Genomic DNA, 21,618 nt, shown 5'->3' on the forward strand with positions numbered 1-21,618 from the left:
AAACTTAAGAGATCCTTAAATATTACCCAAACGATCAGCCACAGCTGGAGCAGGAAGAACAGTCGCCGCAGGATTTTTTCATCGGATCATGAACCAGTATGGCCCGGACGGTGGCGGTTTTTAAATCAACTGTTACAATATTATCCTGAATGATTTCCATTTTGCCATCACTAAAAACAATGGTCATTGGTTCGGGAACAAGTACCTCCGGATCCAGGGTGCCCGGTTTCATTAGCGGCTGGACGAACTGCTTGCCTTCCGGGGCGGTGATCATCAAACCGTTGTTGCCGGTAATCAGGGAGCGGATTTCTCCGGCGGGGGAATAGTTCACTGAATTTTCGTCACAATTAATGCCATGAGCGTTGCTGTCATAGGCGATCACAATCCCGATGGGGGTGACAATGGGCTCTGGCAGGGCGGGTTCAAAACTTTTTAATTTTCCGTTTTCATATAAGGAGAAACCGTAGCGCACCTTTACCAGCCCATCGGGACTATTGATTTCGATGGTTTCCTGAGGCCACATGGTCAGACTCTTTAGCGCCCCGCTTTCATAAAAGCAGAGACTCACGACTTTGGCGGAAAAGGCCCCCACCGCCAGCTTAAAGGATATTGGTTTGGCCAGCGCGTATTCGTCATGCTCGGTCCAGTAGCCGTTGATCCGACCGTTTAAGGGAAACAAACGGTGGATTCGGCCATTTTCATAAAAGCTGATCCGTTCGGCAGACAGGTTTCCCAGAGAGGTGATCACCTCGGTTGCGTTTTCCAGATCGATACTTTTAATCTGGCCGCTTTTGAAAAATTCCAGAGCCAGCCCTTCCCGATTTCTCAGGTTGGCAGGGCCATGGTGGGGGATCAGCATCCCGACCGGGGTATTAATGGTATTGGGTTCGTCGAAGGCACAGCCTTTGGGAGAACCATCGGTATAGGTTTCTAAATAGGTAATTCCCGTGAGGGTACCATATTTTTCAGTTTGGCAGGTTGACATAATAAGCTCCTTCTATTCACAGACGACATGGGTAATAACCACATGCGTAGCGGAATTTTTTTTATTTTCGACCCGGTATTGCAGTTGCATTGCCGGTAACTGGTGTTCAAACCATGGCGGGATATGATCGCAAACCAGATTAAGGGCATAAAAGGGCGTTTCTTTTAAAAACGGCAACAGCGCTGCTTTTGAACTGAGCTCCGGGTGTTTTTTTTGTACCTCGGTTAAATCAAAATAGTAATACCCGGGGATCTCGGTTTCTACCGGAGTCCGGGTTAATAAAATAGCATCGGCCTGTGCTTGCTCATTCTGGCGAATCAGATCGGCCTGGATGGCGTCTAAAAGTTCCAGATCAAAATCTTCAGATTCACAGATAACAAAGCCGGAACGGTCAAAAATCTGATAGGGGACGCCGCTGATTGATCGGGCAATAATAATCCGGCAGTCATTGAAGGCTCCCAGCATCTGGCTGATGTTTTCCCGGATTGAAGCCAAACCACCCGATAGATCACAAGAAAAAGGGATCCGTTCGGATGGACGCCAGTGGGCTGCTTCTTTGGAAAAGAAGACAAAATTCGACATCTCATCAAAGCGGGCCAGTTGGCCTTTGTCATCACAAAAGACCGCCATCAGGTTTAAATTTTCTTTCATTTGTTTACCTCTTATGATTAAATCTTATAATACGAAATCCAGTGTAAATTAGTTGTAGTATAGCACAGAAATAAAAAAGTGCGACTGAATTAACACTAATTCGATGAAAAAACGATTGCAGAAATTTGGTGGTTTAAGAATAATGACCGGTTGTTTGGAACGAAAGGTGGCAAAAAGGCGCGGATCAAAAAGAAAACCCCCTGATAAAATCAGGGGTAAGGTTATCGATAAACTACCGTACCGACCAATTGTTAATCTGTTGTTCGCTGCGGAATCGGACAGGCTATCGCCGTGTCCGCTCCGATGCGTACAACATGATCTAACAATTGTCGGTACTGGGTTATCTTTTTTGACCGTCATACCCCCGAAAAATCAGGAGGACTGGGCTTAAGAGAAAAGCTATTCCAAATCATCATCACTAAACTGGTTTTCCAGTTTTTTCTGGCGTTTTTTTACCAGGGTGCCGGAAACGAACAGGGCGATAAAGATCAGGGCAAACAGCATCGCAAAGATAAAGGCCGTCAGAGCGCCCAGGGCCAGCAAATTGTCTTTTAAATAAGCGTGATTTAGATACATCGTAATGGCATAAATGACGGCAAAAGCACCGGAGCCGATCAGGCTGTAGATCAGGTAGTTTTTGGTGGTGGGTTTACTGTAGAAATCCCATTGGCCCTTTTTGTAACAGCCGACCATGACCCCGCCACAGCAGATAATAAAGATGGCCCATTCAAATCCCCATTGGCTAAAAGGGGCATTGAGAAACATCGACTGAACGATAATACTGCCAAGCAACAGCCAGAAAACAATCCAGAAACAAACATGCTCGATTTTATATAATTCCAGTTCCTGGCGCTCATCAACCACTTTTTTAATTTTTTTCATTGTCGTTTTCCTCCCAGAACAAATCGTTCAACGTTTTTCCCAGCGCTTTACAGATGGCGATGCATAATTGTAAAGATGGGTTAAATTTACCGGTTTCAATCATCCCGATGGTTTGGCGGGTGACGCCGACCCGTGTGGCCAGTTCGGCCTGTGAAATGTCTTTTTCAACCCGGGCTACTTTCAATTTTATATTTTTCATCTGATCACTCCTTACATGACGTATAGTATACTATAAAAAACAAAAAGTCAAATATATATTGCATTATGACATGTAAAAAAAGCAGGCTGTGATTGTCTGCTGGTTGTGAAAAGGCCTTTTGAGGCTGGCTGGCAGCAATCAATTTTTAATTGTAGTACAAGGAACCTAATCAAAAAATGACAACTGCTGGCTACCGTGCTCCAGTTTGTAACGGCCGACAATGTCCTCCATTTTGTAGAGTAGCCCATAATGCTGGCATTCTCTGGTAAAGATCGTCCAGAGGTTTTTGGCCTGGGGGCTGGCGCAGCTGTAGGCATTGCCGAAGTGACGGAGGTACTCTTTTTTGATGCCAGGAAAATGGGCATCCAGCTGATCATAAAAATAAAGGCGCTGGGAATCCCGCAGGGTCACCCCGAAGGCGGGATAAATAAACTTGGCGCCCTGCTCGGCCGCGGAAGCTACAATAGCCTTAATGTTTGCCAGGGTATCATTGATAAAGGGGAGAATCGGCATCAGCAGAATGCCGGTAAAAATACCGTGATCCGATAGCGCTTTAATGGCTGAAAAACGGGCGGAGCTGGGAGCGACCTGGGGTTCGATTATTTTAGCAAGCGCATCGTCGGCACAGGTAATCGTAATTTTGATAATCACAGGTGATCGCTTCTGAATTGCTAAGAGCAGATCCTCATCCCGGGTAACAAGCGGGCTTTTGGTGGCAATGGCCACCCCATAACCATAGCGTTTAAATAGCTCCAGAGCCTGACGGGTGAGCTGATGTTTCTTTTCCATGGGATTATAGGGGTCGCTCATGGCGCCGGTACCCACCACGCCCTTTAAGGTTTTGCGGCGCAGGTTATCTTCCAGAATGGTCAGGGCGTTTTCTTTGGCCCGAACCTGGTCGAAGGCGTCAATCCCATAGCAGTCGCTGCGGCTGTCGCAGTAAATACAGCCATGGGAGCAGCCCCGGTAGATATTCATGTTATAGTCGGTGCCGAACCAGAAATTATTTTTGGTTCGGGTCAGCATATTTTTAGCTGGGATGGTTTCCATAAGCGACCTTTCTTTCGTGTGTTATGAGCGGACAATCAAACCCATTAACTTAGCCAGTCCGGCGGCCTGAAAGGTGGTGACTACGGCCCCGCTTAATGCTTCAATGGAGACGATCAGGCCATCAATCTGGCAGGAGGTGAAGTCCAGTCCTTTGAGGGGCGTTTTAAAAAAACTGGTTTGGCTGAAATTAACATCGTCCAATTTGATTTGGGTAAGTTTGCACTCGGAAATGGTGGCTTCGCTAAAATCACATTGGGAGATTGCCAGGGTTTTGAGTTTGGTCTTGCTGAAATTGGCATATTGAAAACTGGAGTCCGTGGCCAGAAAATTTTCCAGCTGAGCCTGAAAAAAATCAGCACCCACCAACTTACAGGCAAAAAACTCACAGCGATTGAAATAACCCTCGGCAAAACTGCTGTTGGATAGGCTGCAGGACTTAAAACGCAGATCTCGGCCGTCGATTTTTTCAAAATTGCAGTCAGAAAAATCACAGTTTTCAAAAAGTGATTCCCGAAACGAGAGATGGGAAAAATCTTCGTTGTTAAAGGTTAAATCTTTAAAATGCTGGCCTTCAATATCCACTTCTTCGTCCCGGGCCCAGGCCAGCAGGGATAAAAAATCCTCGGTGAACGCTAGGACAGGAGGAATGTTTGGCGTTGATCGTTTCATAAAACCTCCGGTAGTATAATATATTATGATCAGTTTAACACGATTTTTAAAACTGTACAATTAAATGGGCTTCAGATATTTGCAATTTCCAGCGATAAAGCTTATAATTTTTTTAAGAGTCATTGTGATAGTACGAACAAACAGGAGTAAAAATGAAAACATCTCAGCGCATCCAAAAAATGGGGGAACCCGCTCTTTTAAAATATTATCCACTGGTTAATGAGGCCCAGAAAAAGGGCAAGAAAGTTTATTTTTTAAACATCGGCCAGCCGGATATTAAAACCCCGGCCGGTTTTTTAGACAGTGTTAACTGTATTGATCAGGAAGTCTTATCCTACCAGGCTCCGGAGGGGATTATTGAGCTTCGGCAAGCAGCCTGCGATTATTACCGGCGGCTGGGTCTTCATTACGACGTCGGTGATCTTTTTGTCACCAATGGCGGCAGCGAGGCCTTGTTGTTTACCTTTATCGGGATCTGCAATGCCGGGGATGAAATCCTCACCGCCGAACCGCTCTACAGTATTTACAAGGAAATGGCGGCGGCCACCGATGTTAACCTGGTTGGTTTTAAAACCTACGCTGAAGACGGCTTTGCCCTGCCAGCGGCGGCGGTGATTGAAGCAGCCATTACACCCCGAACCAAGGCGCTGCTGATGACCAATCCCGGGAATCCCACCGGTAAGGTTTTTTCCCGGGAAGAAATTGAGGTGATGGTGAAACTGGCCATCAAACACAATCTCTATCTGATTTCTGATGAGGTTTACCGGGAGTTTGTTTATGACAGTCAGGACTATCTGAGTCCGGCCCAGTATGACGAACTGGCCCAGCATTTTATTCTGATTGACAGTATTTCCAAACGCTACAGCGCCTGTGGCGCACGGATTGGTTTTATTGTCTCCAAAAATAAAACCCTGATGAATCAGCTTAAAAAACTGGTCCAGATGCGACTGTCGGTTTCGACAATCGATCAGATTGGAGCGGTTTCGCTGCTGAAGCTGGATGGACATTTTTTTGATGGGGTTTTAAAGGAATATACCCGCCGACGGGAGATCGTTTACGCTGCCCTTCAGGAAATCCCCGGTGTCATCTGCAAAGAACCCCGGGGGGCATTTTACTTTATGGCCAAGCTACCCATTAAAGAGGCCAGTCATTTTATCGAATGGCTGATCACTGATTTTGACGATCAGGGTGAAACAGTGCTCTTATCCCCGGCCAATGATTTTTATTTAAACCCCCAGGACGGGGCTGATGAGGTTCGGATTGCCTATGTGCTTAATGGCGAGGATATGAAAAAGAGTATGGAAGTATTAAAGCATGGTCTGGCTGCCTATGAAAAAGCTTTTCCAGAGCAGTGTAAATAAAAAAACAAGAGGAGAATAAATTGAAAATCAAGTCAGTACAGAAGGGGCAAAATTATCTGGGCTTTCTCTTTATAAAGTCGCAGATGACCAAAACCGCTACCAATGGCAGTCGCTATTTTAATATGGTCTTGAATGATGCCGATTTTGACGAAATCGATGGGAAGAAATGGGACGTAAAACCGGAGGAAGAGGAAATCTTCACCAATGGCAAACTGGTAAAAATAAAGGGGAAGGTTCAGGAATTCAACAACCGGCTACAGCTGATCGTCGAAAAAATGCGATTGGTCGATGAATCAGATGAGGTGAGCATCAATGATTTCATTGAAACCGTACCGGTGGATATTGATGAAATGCTGGGTTATATCAATGATACGATTGATGATTTTACCAATGCTGACATTGCTGCCATCACCAGTAAAATCTTTAGTGATCAAACCGAGATTCTGAGCTATTTTCCAGCCGCCAAAAAGCACCATCATGCCATTAAGGGCGGATTGCTTTATCATATTTATTCGATGCTCCGTATCGGCAAGAGTCTGGCGGGAATTTATCCCTTGATCAACCGGGATCTGCTGTATGCTGGCATCATCCTTCACGATATCGGAAAAATCAATGAGATGGTTTCGGATGAAAACGGATCGGTATCCGATTATACCCCTGAGGGCAAACTGCTGGGGCACATCACCCAGGAAATTGTCGAACTGGAGCTGGTCGGTCAGTCTCTGGGCGCCGATCCGGAGGTTCTGATGATGCTTAAACACATGATTCTTTCCCATCATTACCAGCCGGAATTTGGCAGTCCCAAACGGCCAATGTTTCCGGAAGCAGAACTGCTCCATCACATTGACATGATCGATGCCCGGATGTATACCATGGAACAGGCCCTCAACCGGGTGGAACCGGGAAGCTTCACTGAAGCCAATTGGAGCCTTGACGGAATCAGTCTGTATCGCCGCAATTTTTTATAGGAGCAGCTTATGAGCCTTGTCTATCAGGAAAAAAAGCGGGTGGCCTGTTACGAATCGGATTCCACCGAGAAAATGCTGCCCACCACTGCCATGAACTATTTTCAGGAAGCCTCCACCAACCAGGGTAATCAGTTGGGTTTGGGTGGGGATTACTTAAAGGAAAACAATCTGGCCTGGTTTCTGGTCAAATATGCGATTCGCTTCTACGATTATCCCCGCTACCAGGATGAGGTGACGGTGACGACCCGGGCGACCGGGATGGAGAAATTCTGTGCCACAAGACGGTTCACCGTCGAGGATGCAAGTGGCGTGGTTAAGGTTACCGCCGATACTCAGTGGTTGCTGATTAACCGGGAGACCGAAAAAATGGAGCGTATCGACGAGCATCCGGAGATGGATGCCTATGAGTGTTTTGATAAAGGGGAACCGATCTTTAAGAAGCTACTTAAAATTAATCACGTTGATCTGGAAAAGTGTTTCTCGGTACGGTTTCTCGATATTGATTTTAATCAGCATGTCAACCATGTCAAATATCTGGCCTGGGCCATTGAGGTTCTGCCCTTGGAGGTGGTTAAAAGCAAGGTCCTGGCTGAAGCCAAAATGATTTATAAGGCCCAATGCTTTTACGGCGATCAGGTCCGGGCGCTCGGTGAGAAATTGGGGGAAAACCAGTATCGAATTGATATTGTTAATCAGGACGATATCATTTTGTGTCAACTGGAGCTGATGCTTAAGTAAAAGAACCGCCTTCATCGGATTATTTTATGGTCTGGTGGCGGTTTTTCTTTTACCCGGAAAGGATGGGAAGATCAGAAGCTGTAAGAATTGTGATATTTACAAAAATATGAATAAAACGCTTTCAAAGAATATAAAATGATGTATTTGTAAAAAAATTGATATAAAAATGAAAATAAAATTTAATAATAGAGAATAGATACACAGTTTTGGATAAAAAGATGAGACAAAAGCATCTAGAGTAAAAAATGATACATGATTAACAATTAAAACTGGGAATAAGTTCAAAATAATAGTAAAATTTTATCATAACTATTGTTTGATTTTTGTTATGGAATCGGTTAAACTTATAGTAGTTGTTAAATATTTATCAAAGTATTGGAGGAGAAAAAATGGGATTTAAATCAGATATTGAGATTGCACAAGAAGCTACACCACAGGATATTCGTGAGATAGCAAAGAAATTGGGTTTAACAGAAGACGATCTGGATTTATACGGGAAGTATAAAGCAAAGGTCGACTATAACCTGTTAAAGAAAACAACCGGAAAAAAAGCCCGGTTAATCCTGACCACTGCCATCAATCCAACACCAGCCGGTGAAGGAAAAACGACCACCACAATCGGGGTTGCCGATGGATTATCACGAATTGGAAAAAATACCCTGGTAGCCTTGAGAGAACCATCCTTAGGACCGGTATTTGGTGTCAAAGGTGGAGCCGCAGGTGGCGGATACGCTCAGGTTGTGCCAATGGAAGATATCAACCTTCACTTTACCGGTGACTTCCATGCCATCGGAGCCGCCAACAATTTACTGGCAGCAATGCTGGATAACCACATCAAACAAGGAAACGAACTGAAAATCGACGCCAAGAAAATCACCTGGAGACGATGTATTGATATGAATGACCGTCAACTGCGAAATGTCGTTGATGGTTTAGGCGGATCCGGAGACGGCGTTGTCCGTGAAGATGGATTTGACATCACCGTAGCTTCTGAAGTTATGGCAGCCTTCTGTCTGGCCAGTGACATCTCTGATTTAAAAGCCCGACTGGGACGCATCATCGTTGGTTACAGCGTTGCCGGAGAACCCATCACCGCTGAGCAGTTAAAAGCCAACGGCGCTATGGCAGCCCTGTTAAAAGATGCCTTAAAACCAAACCTGGTACAAACCCTGGAAGGCACACCTGCCTTTATCCACGGTGGACCCTTCGCCAATATCGCTCACGGCTGTAACTCTGTCATCGCAACCCGTATGGCTATGCATTTTGCTGACTACGTGGTTACCGAAGGTGGATTCGGAGCCGACCTTGGCGCTGAAAAATTCCTCGATATCAAATGTCGGATGGCTGGTTTAAAACCGGATGCCGTTATCATCGTAGCCACTGTCCGCGCCCTTAAATATAATGGTGGCGTAGCTAAAGCTGATCTGAACGCAGAAAATCTGGACGCTTTAAAAGCCGGACTGCCAAATCTGTTAAAACATGTTGAAAACATCACCCAGGTCTTTAAGTTGCCAGCGGTTGTTGCCATCAATGAATTCCCACTGGATACCGAAGCCGAGTTGGCACTGGTCAAATCCGAATGCCAGAAACTGGGCGTTAACGTGGCCATTTCCCAGGTATGGGCAAAAGGCGGCGAAGGCGGAGAAGAACTGGCCAAAGAAGTGGTTCGTTTAATTGACGAAAGTGAAGGCACCTTCGAATACTGCTACGAACTGGATATGCCAATCAAAGCTAAAATCGAAGCCATTGCCACCCGTATTTACGGCGCAGACGGTGTTGACTTTACCCCAGTAGCAACCAAAGAAATGGAACGATTGACAGCCCTTGGCTTTGACAAGGTGCCAATCTGTATGGCTAAAACCCAATACTCCTTAACCGATGACCAGACCAAACTGGGTCGTCCAACTGGCTTTAGAATCACGGTACGTCAGGTTAATATCTCAGCCGGTGCTGGCTTTATTGTCGCTCTGACCGGAGAAATCATGAAAATGCCTGGTCTGCCAAAAGTACCGGCAGCCGAAAAAATTGATGTTGATGAAAACGGCGTAATTGCTGGTTTATTCTAGAAATAAAGCCCGGAAGAATTTCACTTGAAAGAGCTATCTTAAGTGTTTTCCTCTAAATCATGATAAAAATAATAAAACCCTTGCTGAGTGCATCAGCAAGGGTTTTATGTTCTTCACTTTAATATTGTTTCTCCTTGATCAGGCCTTTGCGGTAGGCAGTGATCAGCATTTCCAGATCTTCAACCTGAGCCATGATCGCTTTGCCGGTATCGGTGTCGCGAACCCGTTTTCGTTCGGTGGTTTTTTCCACCACCATCAGGGTGGATTTGATATCGACTCCATCAGAAATGGCCTTTTCTACGGATTCAAAAGGATCGTGGCTGATCAGAATCAGCCCATAGGAATTGTAGGTCAGGGTATAGCCAGCGATGCCGGTGGTTTTCTGGTAGGCCCGGGCAAAACCACCGTCAATGACCAGTTGTTTCCCCTTGGCCCGGATCGGGCTTTCACCAGAGGTGGCTTTCACCGGAATATGGCCGTTGATCAGGTGACCATGATCCGGGTCAACCCCGAATTCGATCAGAATTTTTCGGGCCAGCTCGTCATCGTCGTCAATCAGCAGGTAGAAGGGTGCGTGATGTTCTTTATGGGGCACTTTGTCATCGATGAAATAACGTTCAAAGGTGGCCATTTTGTCTTTGCCGAAGAGGGGTGAATCCTCATGGCACCATAAGAACCACAAAAAGTCGGTGCGGGTGGGGTTTTCATCCTGGTCAGTTTTGCCAAAATAGGCTTCCCGAGCCATCTGGTCGAACTTGTCCATCAGACTTTTGCCGATATAGGTTTTCCCGGCGATCTCTTTGGCTTTAAAACTGCCGTCTTCATTTAGTAAGACGCAGGCGTGAAAAAGCAGGTTGTCATTAAAGACCTTGTACATACTGCCCTTGGCATACATAAAACGGATATGTTTCTGAAGCTTTTCACTGTGTAGAAAAGCATAAACAAGACGATCCATCACCAGCGTTTCTTCTTCAGTCAGGACACAGGGATCAGCCGGATTCAGGGTGGGAAAATTGGTATCATTAAGCTGGTAAACAACCCCCTCAACATCGACGGTGTTATTGTCAAAATCAATGCGGCGCAACAGCTGCCGTTTAGCCATGTTGTACTCGGGGTGGTTGTCGATCATGCATTCTTCAAGCTTGAATTGGATCATCGCAATGGCCTTGTGCATTTTGGCCATTAGTGCTGTTTCCTGATCAGAGACGGTGTGGCTATCAGAAATTTTGGGAGTAAACTTGGTACAGGGATCGTCACCATAAACCCGGTTGGCAAATGAAGCAAGTGGTAACAGGTTAATGCCGTAGCCGTTTTCCAGCACATCCATGTTGGCATAACGCAGGGCAATTCGGACGGCGTTGGCGATACAGGCGGCGTTGCCGGCAGCAGCGCCCATCCAGAGAATGTCGTGGTTGCCCCACTGCATATCCAGTGAATGATGGCGCATCAGAGTATCCATGACCTCGTCAGGACCGGCACCCCGGTCATAAATATCGCCGATGATATGCAGGTGATCAATGGTCAACCGTTTGATCACCCCGGAAATCTCCACGATAAAGTGTTGGGCTCGTTCCAGACTGACCAGGCTCTCAATAATCTCATGGTAATACTCCCGTTTATTAAAACGGTGTTCGTCTTCCTGAAGCAGTTCCTCCATAATATAGGCAAAGTCTTTAGGAAGCGCTTTGCGAACCTTGGAACGGGTATATTTTGAAGCCGCCGCCCGGCACACCTTAACCAGCCGGTAAATGGTCAGTTTATACCAATTATCCAGAGATTCCCGACTCCGTTCTTTTTTTATCAGATCAATTTTTTCTTCGGGATAGTAAATCAGGGTAGATAGTTCTTCCAGTTCTTCAAAGGCAATGGTGTTGCCCAGTTCCTGATGTACCTTGCGCTTAATGGCACCAGAAGCGTTTTGCATGACGTGATTGAAGGCTTCGTGTTCACCATGAATATCGGTAAGAAAGTGTTCGGTTCCTTTGGGCAGGTTGAGGATCGCTTTGAGATTGACCACCTCGCCAACAGCACTGGTAATATTTGGGAAATTTTGAGATAACAGCTCCAGATATTTTTGATTTTCTTGTAATTGCATTTTTGTATAACCGTTCATATCGACCTCTATCTTTAAAATTCAAATTATGATGTAAATGTTTTCGTCCTGATTATACACTTGAAACCATTAAAAAGCCATTAAAAAATATCAAGGTCAGCTAAAGACAAAAGTCGGATTCCGTGATAAAATGAGACACATGAAATAACAGGCCAGTCTGAAAAAGACCGGGTAAACGATCACAAATCTTAGATTTAATATACAGGTGGGAAAAATGGAGACAAAAATTATTGCCGCGGTAGAAGCAATTGACGAAAAACGGGCGATGGCTCTAGTGGCTGCAGAACTGGAAAGCGGAAAAGACAAGAAATCAATTGCCAATCAACTGAATTTTGCTCTACAGAGGGTGGCGGTTCGTTATGAAGAAGGGGAGTACTACATCGCCGATCTGATTATGGCCGGGGAACTGGTATCTAACTTGCTGAGCATGATGGGCATGGACAGCACCCAACTGATTGATGGTCGTAGCCTGGGTAAGATCGTGGTGGGTACGGTATTTGACGACATCCACGATGTCGGAAAAAACATTTTTATCAGTATGCTCCGGGCTGAAGGGTTTGAAGTTATTGACATGGGTACTGATGTTTCCACGGAACGGTTTATCGAAATTATTCGTAAAGAAAAACCCGCTATTCTGGGGATCAGCGGAATTCTCACCTCAGTAGTAGAAAACATCAAGGAAGTCATTGATGAAATCGTTGTCCAGGGGCTCCGGGAAGATCTGAAAATCATTTTAGGAGGTGCTCTGGCGGGAACCGATTATGCCAAATATGTAGGTGCCGATGACTACTCCAGTGATGCCATCGAAGGGGTCAGCATCTGCAAGCAATGGCTTTTGAAGTGAATGGGTGATGGACAATGAGAAAAATTCTATATCTTGATATTGTCAATGATATCAAAGGAAAAATTGAAAAAGGTATTTTGAAACCCGGAGATCTATTGCCATCGGAAAACGAAATGGCTGAGCAGTTTGATGTCAGCCGAACCACCCTGCGCAAAAGTCTGGCTTTGTTGGTAAATGAAAAATATATCTACACCATCCCCGGCAAGGGAAACTATGTTTGTGAACCCACGGCCAATCAGTACCAATTCTTTTTTGATGAAATCGACAGCCTGAAGGGGGAAGTCGAAGAAGTCAAGCTGGTCAGTGTGGGCGTTATTACCCCGGGTCGGAAACTGATGCGGGAATTGAAGATCGGTTCCTTTGAAAAGGTCATTAAAATTCAGAAAGCCACCAAAATAAAAGATGAGGTGATCCAATATGCGTCGATTTTTCTACCCTATCAGAAGGGAAATCCGATTGTGGAAGACGTGATCAACTTTGCTAATTTTCATGGGCTGATGGAAAAGGGGAAACTGCAGTTCCAGCATAAAAAAATACTCAACATCGATATCGTTCATCCCCCTCTGGAAGTTCGGGAAAACCTGCAGCTTGATCATGACGACTGTTGTTTTCTGGTATCTCAGAATATCATTTCCATGGAAGATAACATGCCGATCAGCTATAATGAATTCTATATTAAACGGAATTACTTTACCCTGACAGCGGAAACAACTTTTTAATAGCGCTGGTGATGATGTGCTAGTTTAAAGCGAGATAAACATGAAAGCATTTCCTGGCAGCGAGCATCTTGCTCCCAGGGGATGTACCCAACCTGAAAGGTCGAAGAGATATTTTTAAATTCGGAAAATTGAAGTTAACGTAAAACAAAAGCCATTTGCCCTAATCAGGTAAATGGCTTTTTTATCTAAATAAATGGTGATCCCGAATGGACTTGAACCATCGACCCCTACCATGTCAAGGTAGTGCTCTGCCAGCTGAGCTACGAGATCACTTTTTGCTGCTTGATCATTTTACCTGAATCCTTACAAAAAGTAAAGCTTTTTTTAAAAAGAACTTCACAATGAACTTCTGGAACACGGGTTACAACAATCAGTATCCTTCCTGCATTGACTGCGATCTCCGCAGTGGTTGTAGTCTGGTGGAAGATACCAAATACGACTGTTATGTCAATAACCCCTTCTGTTCAGACTGTTTGTGGGTTTGAAATTTTATTCGCTGCCCCTGATCGTTGGACGAACAAAAGGCCTGAGCGTTGCCCAGGCCTTTTAGCAGTTTAATGGATTCAGTCACGATCAGGGTTCGGGGATAGCTGTGAGATCATCCAGGTTCATCGATGAGAAATCAGTGAAGACAACGTTGGATGGCGGGGTAAACTGACTGTCGGCAATAACATCGGCGGAAATATCAGTGACGATCGAGCTCATCACGACCGTGCCATTACTGAGAATTTCGGTTTTCAGCGGTACGCCATATTTAGTTGAAAACCACATGTGCATATCCATTACCCCGTTTTCAGGATCGTTTTCGGTGGTTTCAATATAGATCACTTTTTCACCGTCCAGGGTTTCTACCCGGGCTACCACGTTATCCGGGAAAATGTCGGTAATGTCGTCAATGCTGGTGACGCCTTCATCCAGGTTCAGGTCGCCCAGATCGGTGGTCATTTCCTGATCTTTAAATGAAAATCCGGTTGTCTGTCCTTCGGTATACTGGTAGGTCACCCCTTCAGCGGCATTGTAGATGGTGATCTGTTTGCCAATCTCCGGCATTTCCATTTCCATCCGGAAATTGTCCCCTTTGGTATAGGTGGTGGAAGTGGTGCTGAGATTGTCGGTCATAACTGTTTTTGTGGTCATTTTAAGAGAGTCTGGATAGTTAAAATTCAAGCTTTTCAGGAGCGCTGCGCCACTGAGGCTTTCATCGAGGGTGGCGCTTTTTTCGCCGTTGCCAGTACCTTCATCGGTTTTGGCGGTATTATTGCTGCCACCACAACCGACAAATAGAAATACCGACAATAATACAAAGAACACGAGTAAAAATCTGTTTTTTTTCATTTTATTTATCCTTTCTTTTTCATTCCGAATGAGTTTTCCGCAAACAGCAGGTTATTGTTTTATCGATAATGCAATAGCCTGACTGTGCTTTGCTGCTCTAATGTATACCCAGGAAAGACCGTAATAATCACAGATACACAATAAAATTCCGGATATGCCGGTAGTGGATACGTCTAATGAAATTCTAAATCTTTTTTCGGTATAATGGTTAAAATTTTCGTCTACCTGGCAAAGGGGGGGCGGGAGCATAAAAATCAGAATCAAAAGGAAAAAAGATGTATATTATCGATTTGTTTGCTAAAACCGGTCTGGAAACCCTTTATTTAACTGGGGTCATTATTCTTGCCGGACTACTTTTGGGAATATTGGAAACACAATCCAATCGCAATTTTAACAAGGGCTTGGGCAGAAACGCCATCATGGTCACCGGGATCGTTGGAACCCCTGTTCACGAGCTCAGCCACGCCTTGATGGCGCTGGTCTTTGGTCATAAAATCACCGCCATCAAATTGTTTCAGCGACCAGATCGGGATGGGGTGATGGGGTACGTCAATCATGCTTATAATCCTAAAAATATCTACCATCAGGTGGGGAATTTTTTTATTGGAATTGCCCCGATTTTTGGTGGACTGCTGGTAATCATGGCATTGCTGGCGTTGTTGCTACCCCAGGTGCTGGAAAGTTTTATGGGAGTGGTGACCCAGAGTCTGGCGGTCGAAACCTTGAGCGTGGCCTCATTTAGTGAGCTGTTCAGTGCCTATTGGGAATTACTGCAGCTGCTTTTTGCCGGTGAGAATTTTAAGAATGGTCGCTTTTACCTGTTTTTGTTTTTAGCGATTTGTATATCTTCCCATATCTCCTTGAGTCCGGCCGATATCAAGGGCGCCTTCAAGGGCCTGGTTTTTATATTTTTGATCTTGCTGATTCTCAATGCCATTGGTTTGTCTCAATCCATTCTGGTTGTTGATATGCTGAGATATAATGTTCTGATGACCTCATTTTTAATGATTGTCGTCATTTTTTCTTTGATTGCTTTTGGTATCAGTCTAATCTGCAGAATTTTTGCCCGTTGAATTTACATAAAAAACCATCCCAATCATGTGGATGGTTTTTTGTTTAGCATGGAACAAAAATTATACAATTATTCCCGATAATCTTTGTAATTTTTTGGTTGCTCCGATATAATATCAGTATGAGATGATAACAATCGAAGGGATCAATGCGATTTTAGAGTTGCATGAAGATCCCGATCTTGCATTGGGCTGGTTGATGGAAACGAAAGACGGCTGGTTTGAGCAGATTAAATTTATTTACCCAGGAAATGGAGCAAAACAATGAACAATCAGGTAAAAAAAATTGGAATGCTAACAGGTGGGGGTGACTGTCCCGGTTTAAATGCGGTGATTCGGGCAGTAACCAAAGCGGCAATCGCCAATTACGGTTACGAGGTGATTGGCTATAAGTTTGGGTACCGGGGGTTATACAATAATGACTTTATCAAATTGGACGCCCATAGCGTATCGGGAATTCTCCACAAAGGAGGAACCATCCTTTACAGCTCAAATAAGGATAATCTTTTTGACTACCAGGTGGAAGAAAACGGCCAGTGTGTTAGAAAAGATGTGTCCGATGTGGCGGTAGAAAATATGAAGAAAGAAGGGGTGGATGTTCTGGTGGTTCTCGGCGGGGACGGTACCCTGACCAGTGCCCGAGATTTTGCCAGGAAAGGAGTCAAGGTTATTGGGGTGCCTAAAACCATTGATAATGATTTATCTAAAACGGATGTGACCTTTGGTTTTAATTCAGCGGTGGATGTGGTGGTGGATGCCCTGGATAAGCTGCATACAACAGCAGAGTCCCACCATCGGATAATGATTCTGGAAGTAATGGGCCGAAATGCCGGCTGGATTGCTCTTCACGCGGGGATTGCCGGTTCTGCCGATGTGATTCTGATACCGGAAATACCGTTTTCGCTGGATGCCATCGTCACAAAAATGAATGAACGCAGCCAGCGGGGCCTGCCCTTTAGCATCATTGTGGTGTCCGAAGGGGCCATGGAAAAGGGTGGGGAGCTGACAATCGCCAAAATTGTCAGTGACTCTCCGGATCCGGTGCGTCTCGGAGGCATTGGCAATAAGCTGGCCATGGCTTTGGAAGCACGAATCACGGATCATGAAATTCGCAGTACGGTCTTGGGTCATCTTCAGCGGGGCGGCATTACCTCGGCTTATGACCGACTCTTGTCGACCCGTTACGGGGTGGCAGCGGTGGAGCTGATTGCCAAAGGTAAGTTTGGAAGTATGGTAGCACTTAAGGATGGCAAGATGACCTATGCCCCGTTAGAAGAGGTGATCGGCAAGAATAAACAAGTGGACGTCGATTCGGAGTTGATTCAGGTGGCCAAAAGTCTGGGAGTATCCTTCGGCGAATGACAGGGGATTACTGCCAAGCTGACTCGTGTTTAGCTAAAAAAATGCCCGGACAAAAAAGTATTTCTGCCTGGGCATTAAGGGAAATCAGGATAATTTAATAACTGCGGGTAAAGACTGCAGTAGAAAATTACTCAGTTCTTATTCTGGAGTTACTTCGGGGGTGTCGCTGGTGATTTCGTCAAGCTCTTCTTCGAGAACTACATCATCGTCGTCGACTAAAATTTCTGAAAGGACTTCAAAGAAGAAACCTTTTGCAGAAGCCAATGATTCGTTGTGGGCGAACATTGCCAGTTTGTGGTAATCGACAAAACCATCTTCATCAGCATAAGGTTTGAGTCGTTGCAGAAAAAATTCTTCGGTGATGGCGTCTTCAAACTTTTCCTGGACCGTGTTAAAGACTGTAATTAATTCGCTTTTTTTCATTGTTATTACCTTCTTCAGCGTTATTTCAGCCGATGCCGACTGATAAATTAATTATAGGAGCGGGAAGCCAAATAAACAAGGTTTATTTGCAAAACCAGACAAGAAATTTGAGAGAAACCCTTTTATAAAGAAAGCATGGATTTTTGACGCCGCTTTATAGTATACTTGATAATAAATTAGAATGATTTAAATTAGCCACTTTAACGAAAGGAAGTGAAACGAGTCAATGGACTTTTTATTGGAATATCCACCAGTTTTGCTGGCTCTATTTGCCGGATTGTTCACCTGGTTTGTCACTGCTTTAGGGGCATCTATGGTCTTCTTTTTCAAAGAAATTAATATTAAGGTATTAAATGCCATGTTGGGTTTTGCCGCCGGGGTGATGATTGCCGCCAGCTTCTGGTCACTGTTGGCCCCAGCCATTGAGATGGCCGAAGGAAGCCCCTTGCCAGCTTATGTGATTGTGTCCCTGGGCTTTTTGGGGGGCGGTTTTTTTCTTTGGCTGGTGGATCGCCTGCTGCCTCATGTTCATCCCGGTACCAACCACCGGGAGGGAATTAAAACCTCCTGGCAACGCAGTGTATTGCTGGTTTTAGCAATTACTTTTCATAATATTCCCGAAGGTCTGGCGGTGGGGGTGGCTTTTGGTGGTCTGGCTTCCGGTTCTCCGGCAATGACCCTGGCTGGGGCTGTATCACTGGCTGTGGGGATTGGGCTGCAAAATTTTCCGGAAGGAGCAGCGGTATCGATTCCTCTGCGGCGTGAAAACATGAGCCGGCGCAAGGCCTTTTTGATTGGTCAATTCTCTGGTATGGTGGAGCCCGTTGCAGCGGTGATTGGGGCAGCGGCAGTAGTCTTTATCGCCCCGATGCTGCCCTTCGCCCTGGCATTTGCCGCCGGTGCCATGATCTATGTGGTGGCAGAAGAGTTGATTCCGGAAGCACGGTTGGGTCATGAGGGTGATATTGCCACCATCGGTGTTATGTTCGGTTTCACCTTGATGATGATTCTGGATGTGGCTTTGGGATAAAAAAATAAGGATGTCTCCGTGGAGACATCCTTTGACTGATTAGAAATGGGTGGACATGCTTTCGGCAAAGAGAGCGATGCCGCCAAAAATCAGGTAAACGCCAGCGATGATGCCAAAACCCAGCAGCATTACAAAGGGGTTGAAAATCAGGAAAACCGATAAGAAGATATTAATGATTCCCGATGCCAGCAACCAACCGGTTCCGGTGGCCCCATTTTTTTTCATTGCCGAAGAAGCTGCAATTTGATTCATACCGGTGGATAAGGCAATAAACGCCAACATAAAGGCTAAGGTACTGGCCCGGGACAATGGATCTGAGAAGATCAATAATATCCCCAGTAGGACTGCCATGATACCGGATGTCAGACTCCAGCCATTTTTGATTTCGCTTTTGGTAAAAATAATGATGTGAAAAATACCGAAAATAAACAGACCGGCAATAAAAAACCACATAATCATTTGGGCTGCGAACATTGGCGCAAAAAAGATCAGACCGCCGAGGATAACCATCAGGACAGCAACAACAATTCCCAGTGTTTTGGACATTTTTAAAAAATCATTCATCTTTTTTCCTTTCAAAAATAAATTTCAGTGTAAATTATGTCGACTCAATTTTATATTAAGCGGAGAAGATAATCAAGTTAAATATAAGAAATGTAGAATTTTGAGAATAATAAAAAAATAATAAGAAAACTAAATTCATTAAAAGATATTTAATAGCAATAAAAATAGAAGGAGGCAAAAAATGTTAATAATCGGACCTCACCTGTCCATTGCTGGTGGATTTACCAAAGCCGGTCAAGAAGCGGTTGCAATTGAAGCCAATACCTTTCAGTTTTTTACCCGGAACCCCCGGGGCGGCAAGGCAAAGGCTCTTGATCCCAAAGATGTGGCCGGACTTCGGCAGATTATCGAGGAGCGGTGTTTTGGCCCGCTGCTGGCCCATGCCCCCTATACCTTGAATATGTGTTCATCCAAGCCGGAAACCCGGGAATTTGCCCGGATGGCATTTAAAGAAGATCTACTGCGACTGGAAGAGCTGCCCTGTGAGCTTTATAATTTTCACCCTGGCAGTCACACCGGACAAGGGGTGGAGCAAGGTATTAGCTGGATCACCCAGATTCTCAATGAGGAAATGTGGCCTGAGCAGAAGACCACCGTGGTGTTGGAAACCATGTCCGGCAAAGGCACTGAAATTGGCAGAAGTTTTGACGAATTGAAAATGATCATCGATCAGGTCGAATTAAACGATAAGATAGGGGTCTGTCTGGACACCTGTCATGTTTACTCAGGAGGATATGATATCGTCGGAAACTTGGAGGGAGTACTGGAAGATTTTGAACGGATCATTGGCTTGAACTATCTCAAATGCCTGCATTTAAATGACAGTATGATGCCGTTTAACAGCAACAAAGATCGCCATCAAAAGATTGGCTTGGGAACCTTGGGGATTAATGCCTTTAAGCAGATTGTCACTCACCCCCAACTGAAAGACCTGCCTTTTTTTCTGGAAACGCCCCAGGAAGTAGATCAGGATTATCAAAAAGAAATTGAATTGCTCCGATCTTTTTAGATTCGGGGAAAAATCCGGCGTCAAACAACAAAAAACAGGGATGGCTGAGCCATCCCTGTTTTTTGTTGTTTGACGCCAATTCTTAGTTGGCGCTGTGACTTGTATCGAGTTAGATTAATAAGGATAATACATAACCCAATAGGACGTCTTCGTTAATGTCCCAGGGATCCGCCATAATGCTTTCATCCGCTTCGGTTAATTCCGGATGTTGGGCCGCATGGGTTTTAAAATAGTTCAGATATTCAGAGTCGATGGTTTCCATATCATACCTCGCTAGTATTTTCCGTGATCGATTACATATTGATGAACCGCCTGGAGTTTATTAAGATCCAGGCCTTTGCCCCGGATAATTGCTTTGCCGGTGGTAAAGATATAGCCGCCGCCGGGTGCGCCGGCATCGATCATCTTTTTGGCAATATCAATACATTCTGCGGTGGGGTGGGAGTTTAGGACTTCAATGGGATAATTGCCCATGACGCACATGGTTTTACCGACCTTTTCTTTAATCGTCTTCATGTCGCCGTATTCAAAAATTCCGATCACATGGGGGGGCAGACTGGCCAGATGATCATAAAACTTCGCCCAATTCCCCTCAATAAATAAGGCGACGGTGTAACCCAGCCCAGTGAGGGTATTGACCAGTCGGGAGAAGGTCGGCCAGTAAAAACGCTCAAACTGCTGGGGACTTAAAAAAGCCGGCATGTGCAAGGGCATAAAAATAGCAGGGATTCTTTTTGGCGGACCGGAATAGCTGGTCACCCCCCAGCGTAGCATCAGCGGAAACAGAGCTTCACAGGCCTGTTCCACCAGTTCGGGGCAGCGGTGCATATCCACTGAAATGCCCATAAAACTGCGGAGCTGATCGGCCAGAAAATCAAAGGGGGCTTCGATCATATTGTCAGAAATAATCGGAACTTCCGCTGTATCACGGCAATGGGCGTCAATTTCCTTTAGAATTTGGCTGTGGCGCAGATAACTAAGGGCGCCTTTGGCCAGGTTGAGTCCGCCCAGCATTCCGGGTTTTGCAAAGGCTTTGTACTGCCGGGGCAGAACCTTTTCTACCAGGGTTTTAAAGGGATCCTTAATCAGCTCTTCATACTCACTGGGCAGCATACCGCAGACTTCAGGATGCTGCATGAAGCCATCTTTATTGGGTACGAAATTTTGGGATTCGATGATGGTGTACATTCCCGGACAGCGCAAAAAAGCCGCAAAGGCGGCATCGACCTTCATATCCTGATAGTAAACGGGCAGGCATTCCCGGAGAATCTCCAGATTCCAGGTGGCTGTTTTCAGGTGTTGACCACAATAGTCCACCGCCACTTCCGGGCTGTTTAAGGCAAAAATAGGGATCCGGTCTGGTTTTTCCAGATTTACGGCTTTTTCAATACGGATCAATCGTTCGTCCAATAGTCCTTTGGCATCACTCATTTATCGCGACCTTTATCCTTTTGCGTTGAAATCAGCTGAAATATTATATGTGTTCAAATTATCATTATTTTTGACAATTGTCAATCTTTATTAAGTTGAAAAGTGTTTAAAAATAAGGCTTGATTCGGGCACCGGAATGTGCTACGATA

Annotated in this window: 24 protein-coding genes and 1 tRNA gene; 12 read left to right on the forward strand and 13 right to left on the reverse strand. The window is 45.1% G+C overall.

Features of this window, described 5'->3' with window-relative positions; translation table 11 throughout:
• Nucleotides 1-34 precede the first annotated feature (34 nt).
• The 6 genes from Q7P33_RS01365 to Q7P33_RS01390 all read right to left on the reverse strand — a co-directional run bounded on the left by Q7P33_RS01365 (nucleotide 35) and on the right by Q7P33_RS01390 (nucleotide 4,436).
• The gene (locus Q7P33_RS01365) at nucleotides 35-985 is read right to left on the reverse strand and encodes a hypothetical protein (protein WP_303866641.1); all 951 of its coding nucleotides are present in this window, start codon (nucleotides 983-985) and stop codon (nucleotides 35-37) included.
• A 12-nt stretch (nucleotides 986-997) separates the two neighbouring features.
• Nucleotides 998-1,636: a Fe-only nitrogenase accessory AnfO family protein gene (locus Q7P33_RS01370; RefSeq protein ID WP_303866644.1), complete on the reverse strand. Its 639-nt coding sequence runs from the start codon at nucleotides 1,634-1,636 to the stop codon at nucleotides 998-1,000.
• 399 nt (nucleotides 1,637-2,035) lie between these two features.
• The gene (locus Q7P33_RS01375; protein ID WP_303866646.1) at nucleotides 2,036-2,518 is read right to left on the reverse strand and encodes a DUF6773 family protein; all 483 of its coding nucleotides are present in this window, start codon (nucleotides 2,516-2,518) and stop codon (nucleotides 2,036-2,038) included.
• A complete protein-coding gene (locus Q7P33_RS01380; protein ID WP_148638414.1) occupies nucleotides 2,505-2,717 on the reverse strand; it encodes a helix-turn-helix transcriptional regulator in 213 nt (70 codons plus the stop codon). The genes Q7P33_RS01375 and Q7P33_RS01380 overlap by 14 nt, the downstream gene beginning before the upstream one ends.
• Nucleotides 2,718-2,882: 165 nt before the next feature.
• Nucleotides 2,883-3,767, reverse strand: coding sequence for a radical SAM protein (locus Q7P33_RS01385; RefSeq protein WP_303866649.1), 885 nt, complete (start codon nucleotides 3,765-3,767; stop codon nucleotides 2,883-2,885).
• A 21-nt stretch (nucleotides 3,768-3,788) separates the two neighbouring features.
• On the reverse strand, nucleotides 3,789-4,436 hold the full coding sequence (locus Q7P33_RS01390) for a pentapeptide repeat-containing protein (protein WP_303866652.1): 648 nt from the start codon (nucleotides 4,434-4,436) through the stop codon (nucleotides 3,789-3,791).
• A gap of 152 nt (nucleotides 4,437-4,588) precedes the next feature.
• Between Q7P33_RS01390 and Q7P33_RS01395 the strand changes: the two genes are divergently transcribed.
• The 4 genes from Q7P33_RS01395 to Q7P33_RS01410 all read left to right on the forward strand — a co-directional run bounded on the left by Q7P33_RS01395 (nucleotide 4,589) and on the right by Q7P33_RS01410 (nucleotide 9,569).
• Nucleotides 4,589-5,797, forward strand: a complete 1,209-nt coding sequence (locus Q7P33_RS01395) for a pyridoxal phosphate-dependent aminotransferase (RefSeq protein ID WP_303866655.1) — start codon at nucleotides 4,589-4,591, stop codon at nucleotides 5,795-5,797.
• 20 nt (nucleotides 5,798-5,817) lie between these two features.
• Complete coding sequence (locus Q7P33_RS01400; RefSeq protein WP_303866658.1) at nucleotides 5,818-6,765, forward strand: 3'-5' exoribonuclease YhaM family protein; 948 nt, start codon at nucleotides 5,818-5,820, stop codon at nucleotides 6,763-6,765.
• Between the two features lie 9 nt (nucleotides 6,766-6,774).
• The gene (locus Q7P33_RS01405; RefSeq protein ID WP_303866661.1) at nucleotides 6,775-7,503 is read left to right on the forward strand and encodes an acyl-[acyl-carrier-protein] thioesterase; all 729 of its coding nucleotides are present in this window, start codon (nucleotides 6,775-6,777) and stop codon (nucleotides 7,501-7,503) included.
• Nucleotides 7,504-7,892: 389 nt separating this feature from the next.
• Entirely contained in the window at nucleotides 7,893-9,569 is a 1,677-nt protein-coding gene (locus tag Q7P33_RS01410; protein ID WP_303866664.1) for a formate--tetrahydrofolate ligase, read from the forward strand.
• Nucleotides 9,570-9,687: 118 nt separating this feature from the next.
• Here Q7P33_RS01410 and Q7P33_RS01415 read toward each other — a convergent pair whose 3' ends face one another.
• Nucleotides 9,688-11,664, reverse strand: a complete 1,977-nt coding sequence (locus Q7P33_RS01415; protein WP_369693273.1) for a fructose-1,6-bisphosphatase — start codon at nucleotides 11,662-11,664, stop codon at nucleotides 9,688-9,690.
• A gap of 232 nt (nucleotides 11,665-11,896) precedes the next feature.
• On the opposite strand from Q7P33_RS01415, the gene Q7P33_RS01420 reads away from it, so the two are divergent.
• Both Q7P33_RS01420 and Q7P33_RS01425 read left to right on the forward strand, forming a co-directional pair.
• Nucleotides 11,897-12,526 carry a B12-binding domain-containing protein gene (locus tag Q7P33_RS01420; RefSeq protein ID WP_303866670.1) on the forward strand — a complete coding sequence of 210 codons (630 nt, stop codon included), beginning with the start codon at nucleotides 11,897-11,899 and terminating at the stop codon, nucleotides 12,524-12,526.
• Nucleotides 12,527-12,540: 14 nt separating this feature from the next.
• Nucleotides 12,541-13,245: a GntR family transcriptional regulator gene (locus tag Q7P33_RS01425; protein WP_303866673.1), complete on the forward strand. Its 705-nt coding sequence runs from the start codon at nucleotides 12,541-12,543 to the stop codon at nucleotides 13,243-13,245.
• Nucleotides 13,246-13,439: 194 nt separating this feature from the next.
• Here Q7P33_RS01425 and Q7P33_RS01430 read toward each other — a convergent pair.
• A tRNA-Val gene (locus Q7P33_RS01430) sits at nucleotides 13,440-13,515 on the reverse strand.
• A gap of 71 nt (nucleotides 13,516-13,586) precedes the next feature.
• Between Q7P33_RS01430 and Q7P33_RS01435 the strand changes: the two genes are divergently transcribed.
• Nucleotides 13,587-13,730, forward strand: a complete 144-nt coding sequence (locus Q7P33_RS01435; RefSeq protein ID WP_303866676.1) for a hypothetical protein — start codon at nucleotides 13,587-13,589, stop codon at nucleotides 13,728-13,730.
• Between the two features lie 88 nt (nucleotides 13,731-13,818).
• On the opposite strand, the gene Q7P33_RS01440 is transcribed toward Q7P33_RS01435, so the two are convergent.
• Complete coding sequence (locus tag Q7P33_RS01440; RefSeq protein ID WP_303866678.1) at nucleotides 13,819-14,580, reverse strand: hypothetical protein; 762 nt, start codon at nucleotides 14,578-14,580, stop codon at nucleotides 13,819-13,821.
• A gap of 275 nt (nucleotides 14,581-14,855) precedes the next feature.
• Here Q7P33_RS01440 and Q7P33_RS01445 point away from each other — a divergent pair, with 275 nt between their 5' ends.
• From Q7P33_RS01445 to Q7P33_RS01455, 3 genes are all read left to right on the forward strand, one after another.
• Nucleotides 14,856-15,653, forward strand: a complete 798-nt coding sequence (locus Q7P33_RS01445) for a hypothetical protein (RefSeq protein ID WP_303866680.1) — start codon at nucleotides 14,856-14,858, stop codon at nucleotides 15,651-15,653.
• Between the two features lie 124 nt (nucleotides 15,654-15,777).
• On the forward strand, nucleotides 15,778-15,918 hold the full coding sequence (locus tag Q7P33_RS01450) for a hypothetical protein (protein WP_303866683.1): 141 nt from the start codon (nucleotides 15,778-15,780) through the stop codon (nucleotides 15,916-15,918).
• Entirely contained in the window at nucleotides 15,915-17,012 is a 1,098-nt protein-coding gene (locus Q7P33_RS01455; RefSeq protein WP_303866684.1) for a 6-phosphofructokinase, read from the forward strand. The genes Q7P33_RS01450 and Q7P33_RS01455 overlap by 4 nt, the downstream gene beginning before the upstream one ends.
• Nucleotides 17,013-17,150: 138 nt before the next feature.
• On the opposite strand, the gene Q7P33_RS01460 is transcribed toward Q7P33_RS01455, so the two are convergent.
• A complete protein-coding gene (locus tag Q7P33_RS01460) occupies nucleotides 17,151-17,435 on the reverse strand; it encodes a hypothetical protein (protein ID WP_303866686.1) in 285 nt (94 codons plus the stop codon).
• Between the two features lie 226 nt (nucleotides 17,436-17,661).
• Here Q7P33_RS01460 and Q7P33_RS01465 point away from each other — a divergent pair, with 226 nt between their 5' ends.
• Complete coding sequence (locus tag Q7P33_RS01465) at nucleotides 17,662-18,465, forward strand: ZIP family metal transporter (protein WP_303866689.1); 804 nt, start codon at nucleotides 17,662-17,664, stop codon at nucleotides 18,463-18,465.
• Nucleotides 18,466-18,504: 39 nt separating this feature from the next.
• Here Q7P33_RS01465 and Q7P33_RS01470 read toward each other — a convergent pair whose 3' ends face one another.
• The gene (locus tag Q7P33_RS01470; RefSeq protein WP_303866691.1) at nucleotides 18,505-19,029 is read right to left on the reverse strand and encodes an HdeD family acid-resistance protein; all 525 of its coding nucleotides are present in this window, start codon (nucleotides 19,027-19,029) and stop codon (nucleotides 18,505-18,507) included.
• Nucleotides 19,030-19,210: 181 nt separating this feature from the next.
• Here Q7P33_RS01470 and Q7P33_RS01475 point away from each other — a divergent pair, with 181 nt between their 5' ends.
• Entirely contained in the window at nucleotides 19,211-20,038 is an 828-nt protein-coding gene (locus tag Q7P33_RS01475) for a deoxyribonuclease IV (protein WP_303866694.1), read from the forward strand.
• 109 nt (nucleotides 20,039-20,147) lie between these two features.
• On the opposite strand, the gene Q7P33_RS01480 is transcribed toward Q7P33_RS01475, so the two are convergent.
• Nucleotides 20,148-20,300 carry a hypothetical protein gene (locus Q7P33_RS01480; protein ID WP_187389322.1) on the reverse strand — a complete coding sequence of 51 codons (153 nt, stop codon included), beginning with the start codon at nucleotides 20,298-20,300 and terminating at the stop codon, nucleotides 20,148-20,150.
• 11 nt (nucleotides 20,301-20,311) lie between these two features.
• Entirely contained in the window at nucleotides 20,312-21,469 is a 1,158-nt protein-coding gene (locus Q7P33_RS01485; protein WP_303866699.1) for a uroporphyrinogen decarboxylase family protein, read from the reverse strand.
• Nucleotides 21,470-21,618 lie beyond the last annotated feature (149 nt).

Source organism: Acetobacterium wieringae (genome assembly GCF_026646375.1).
Taxonomy (GTDB): Bacteria; Bacillota; Clostridia; order Eubacteriales; family Eubacteriaceae; genus Acetobacterium; species Acetobacterium wieringae_A.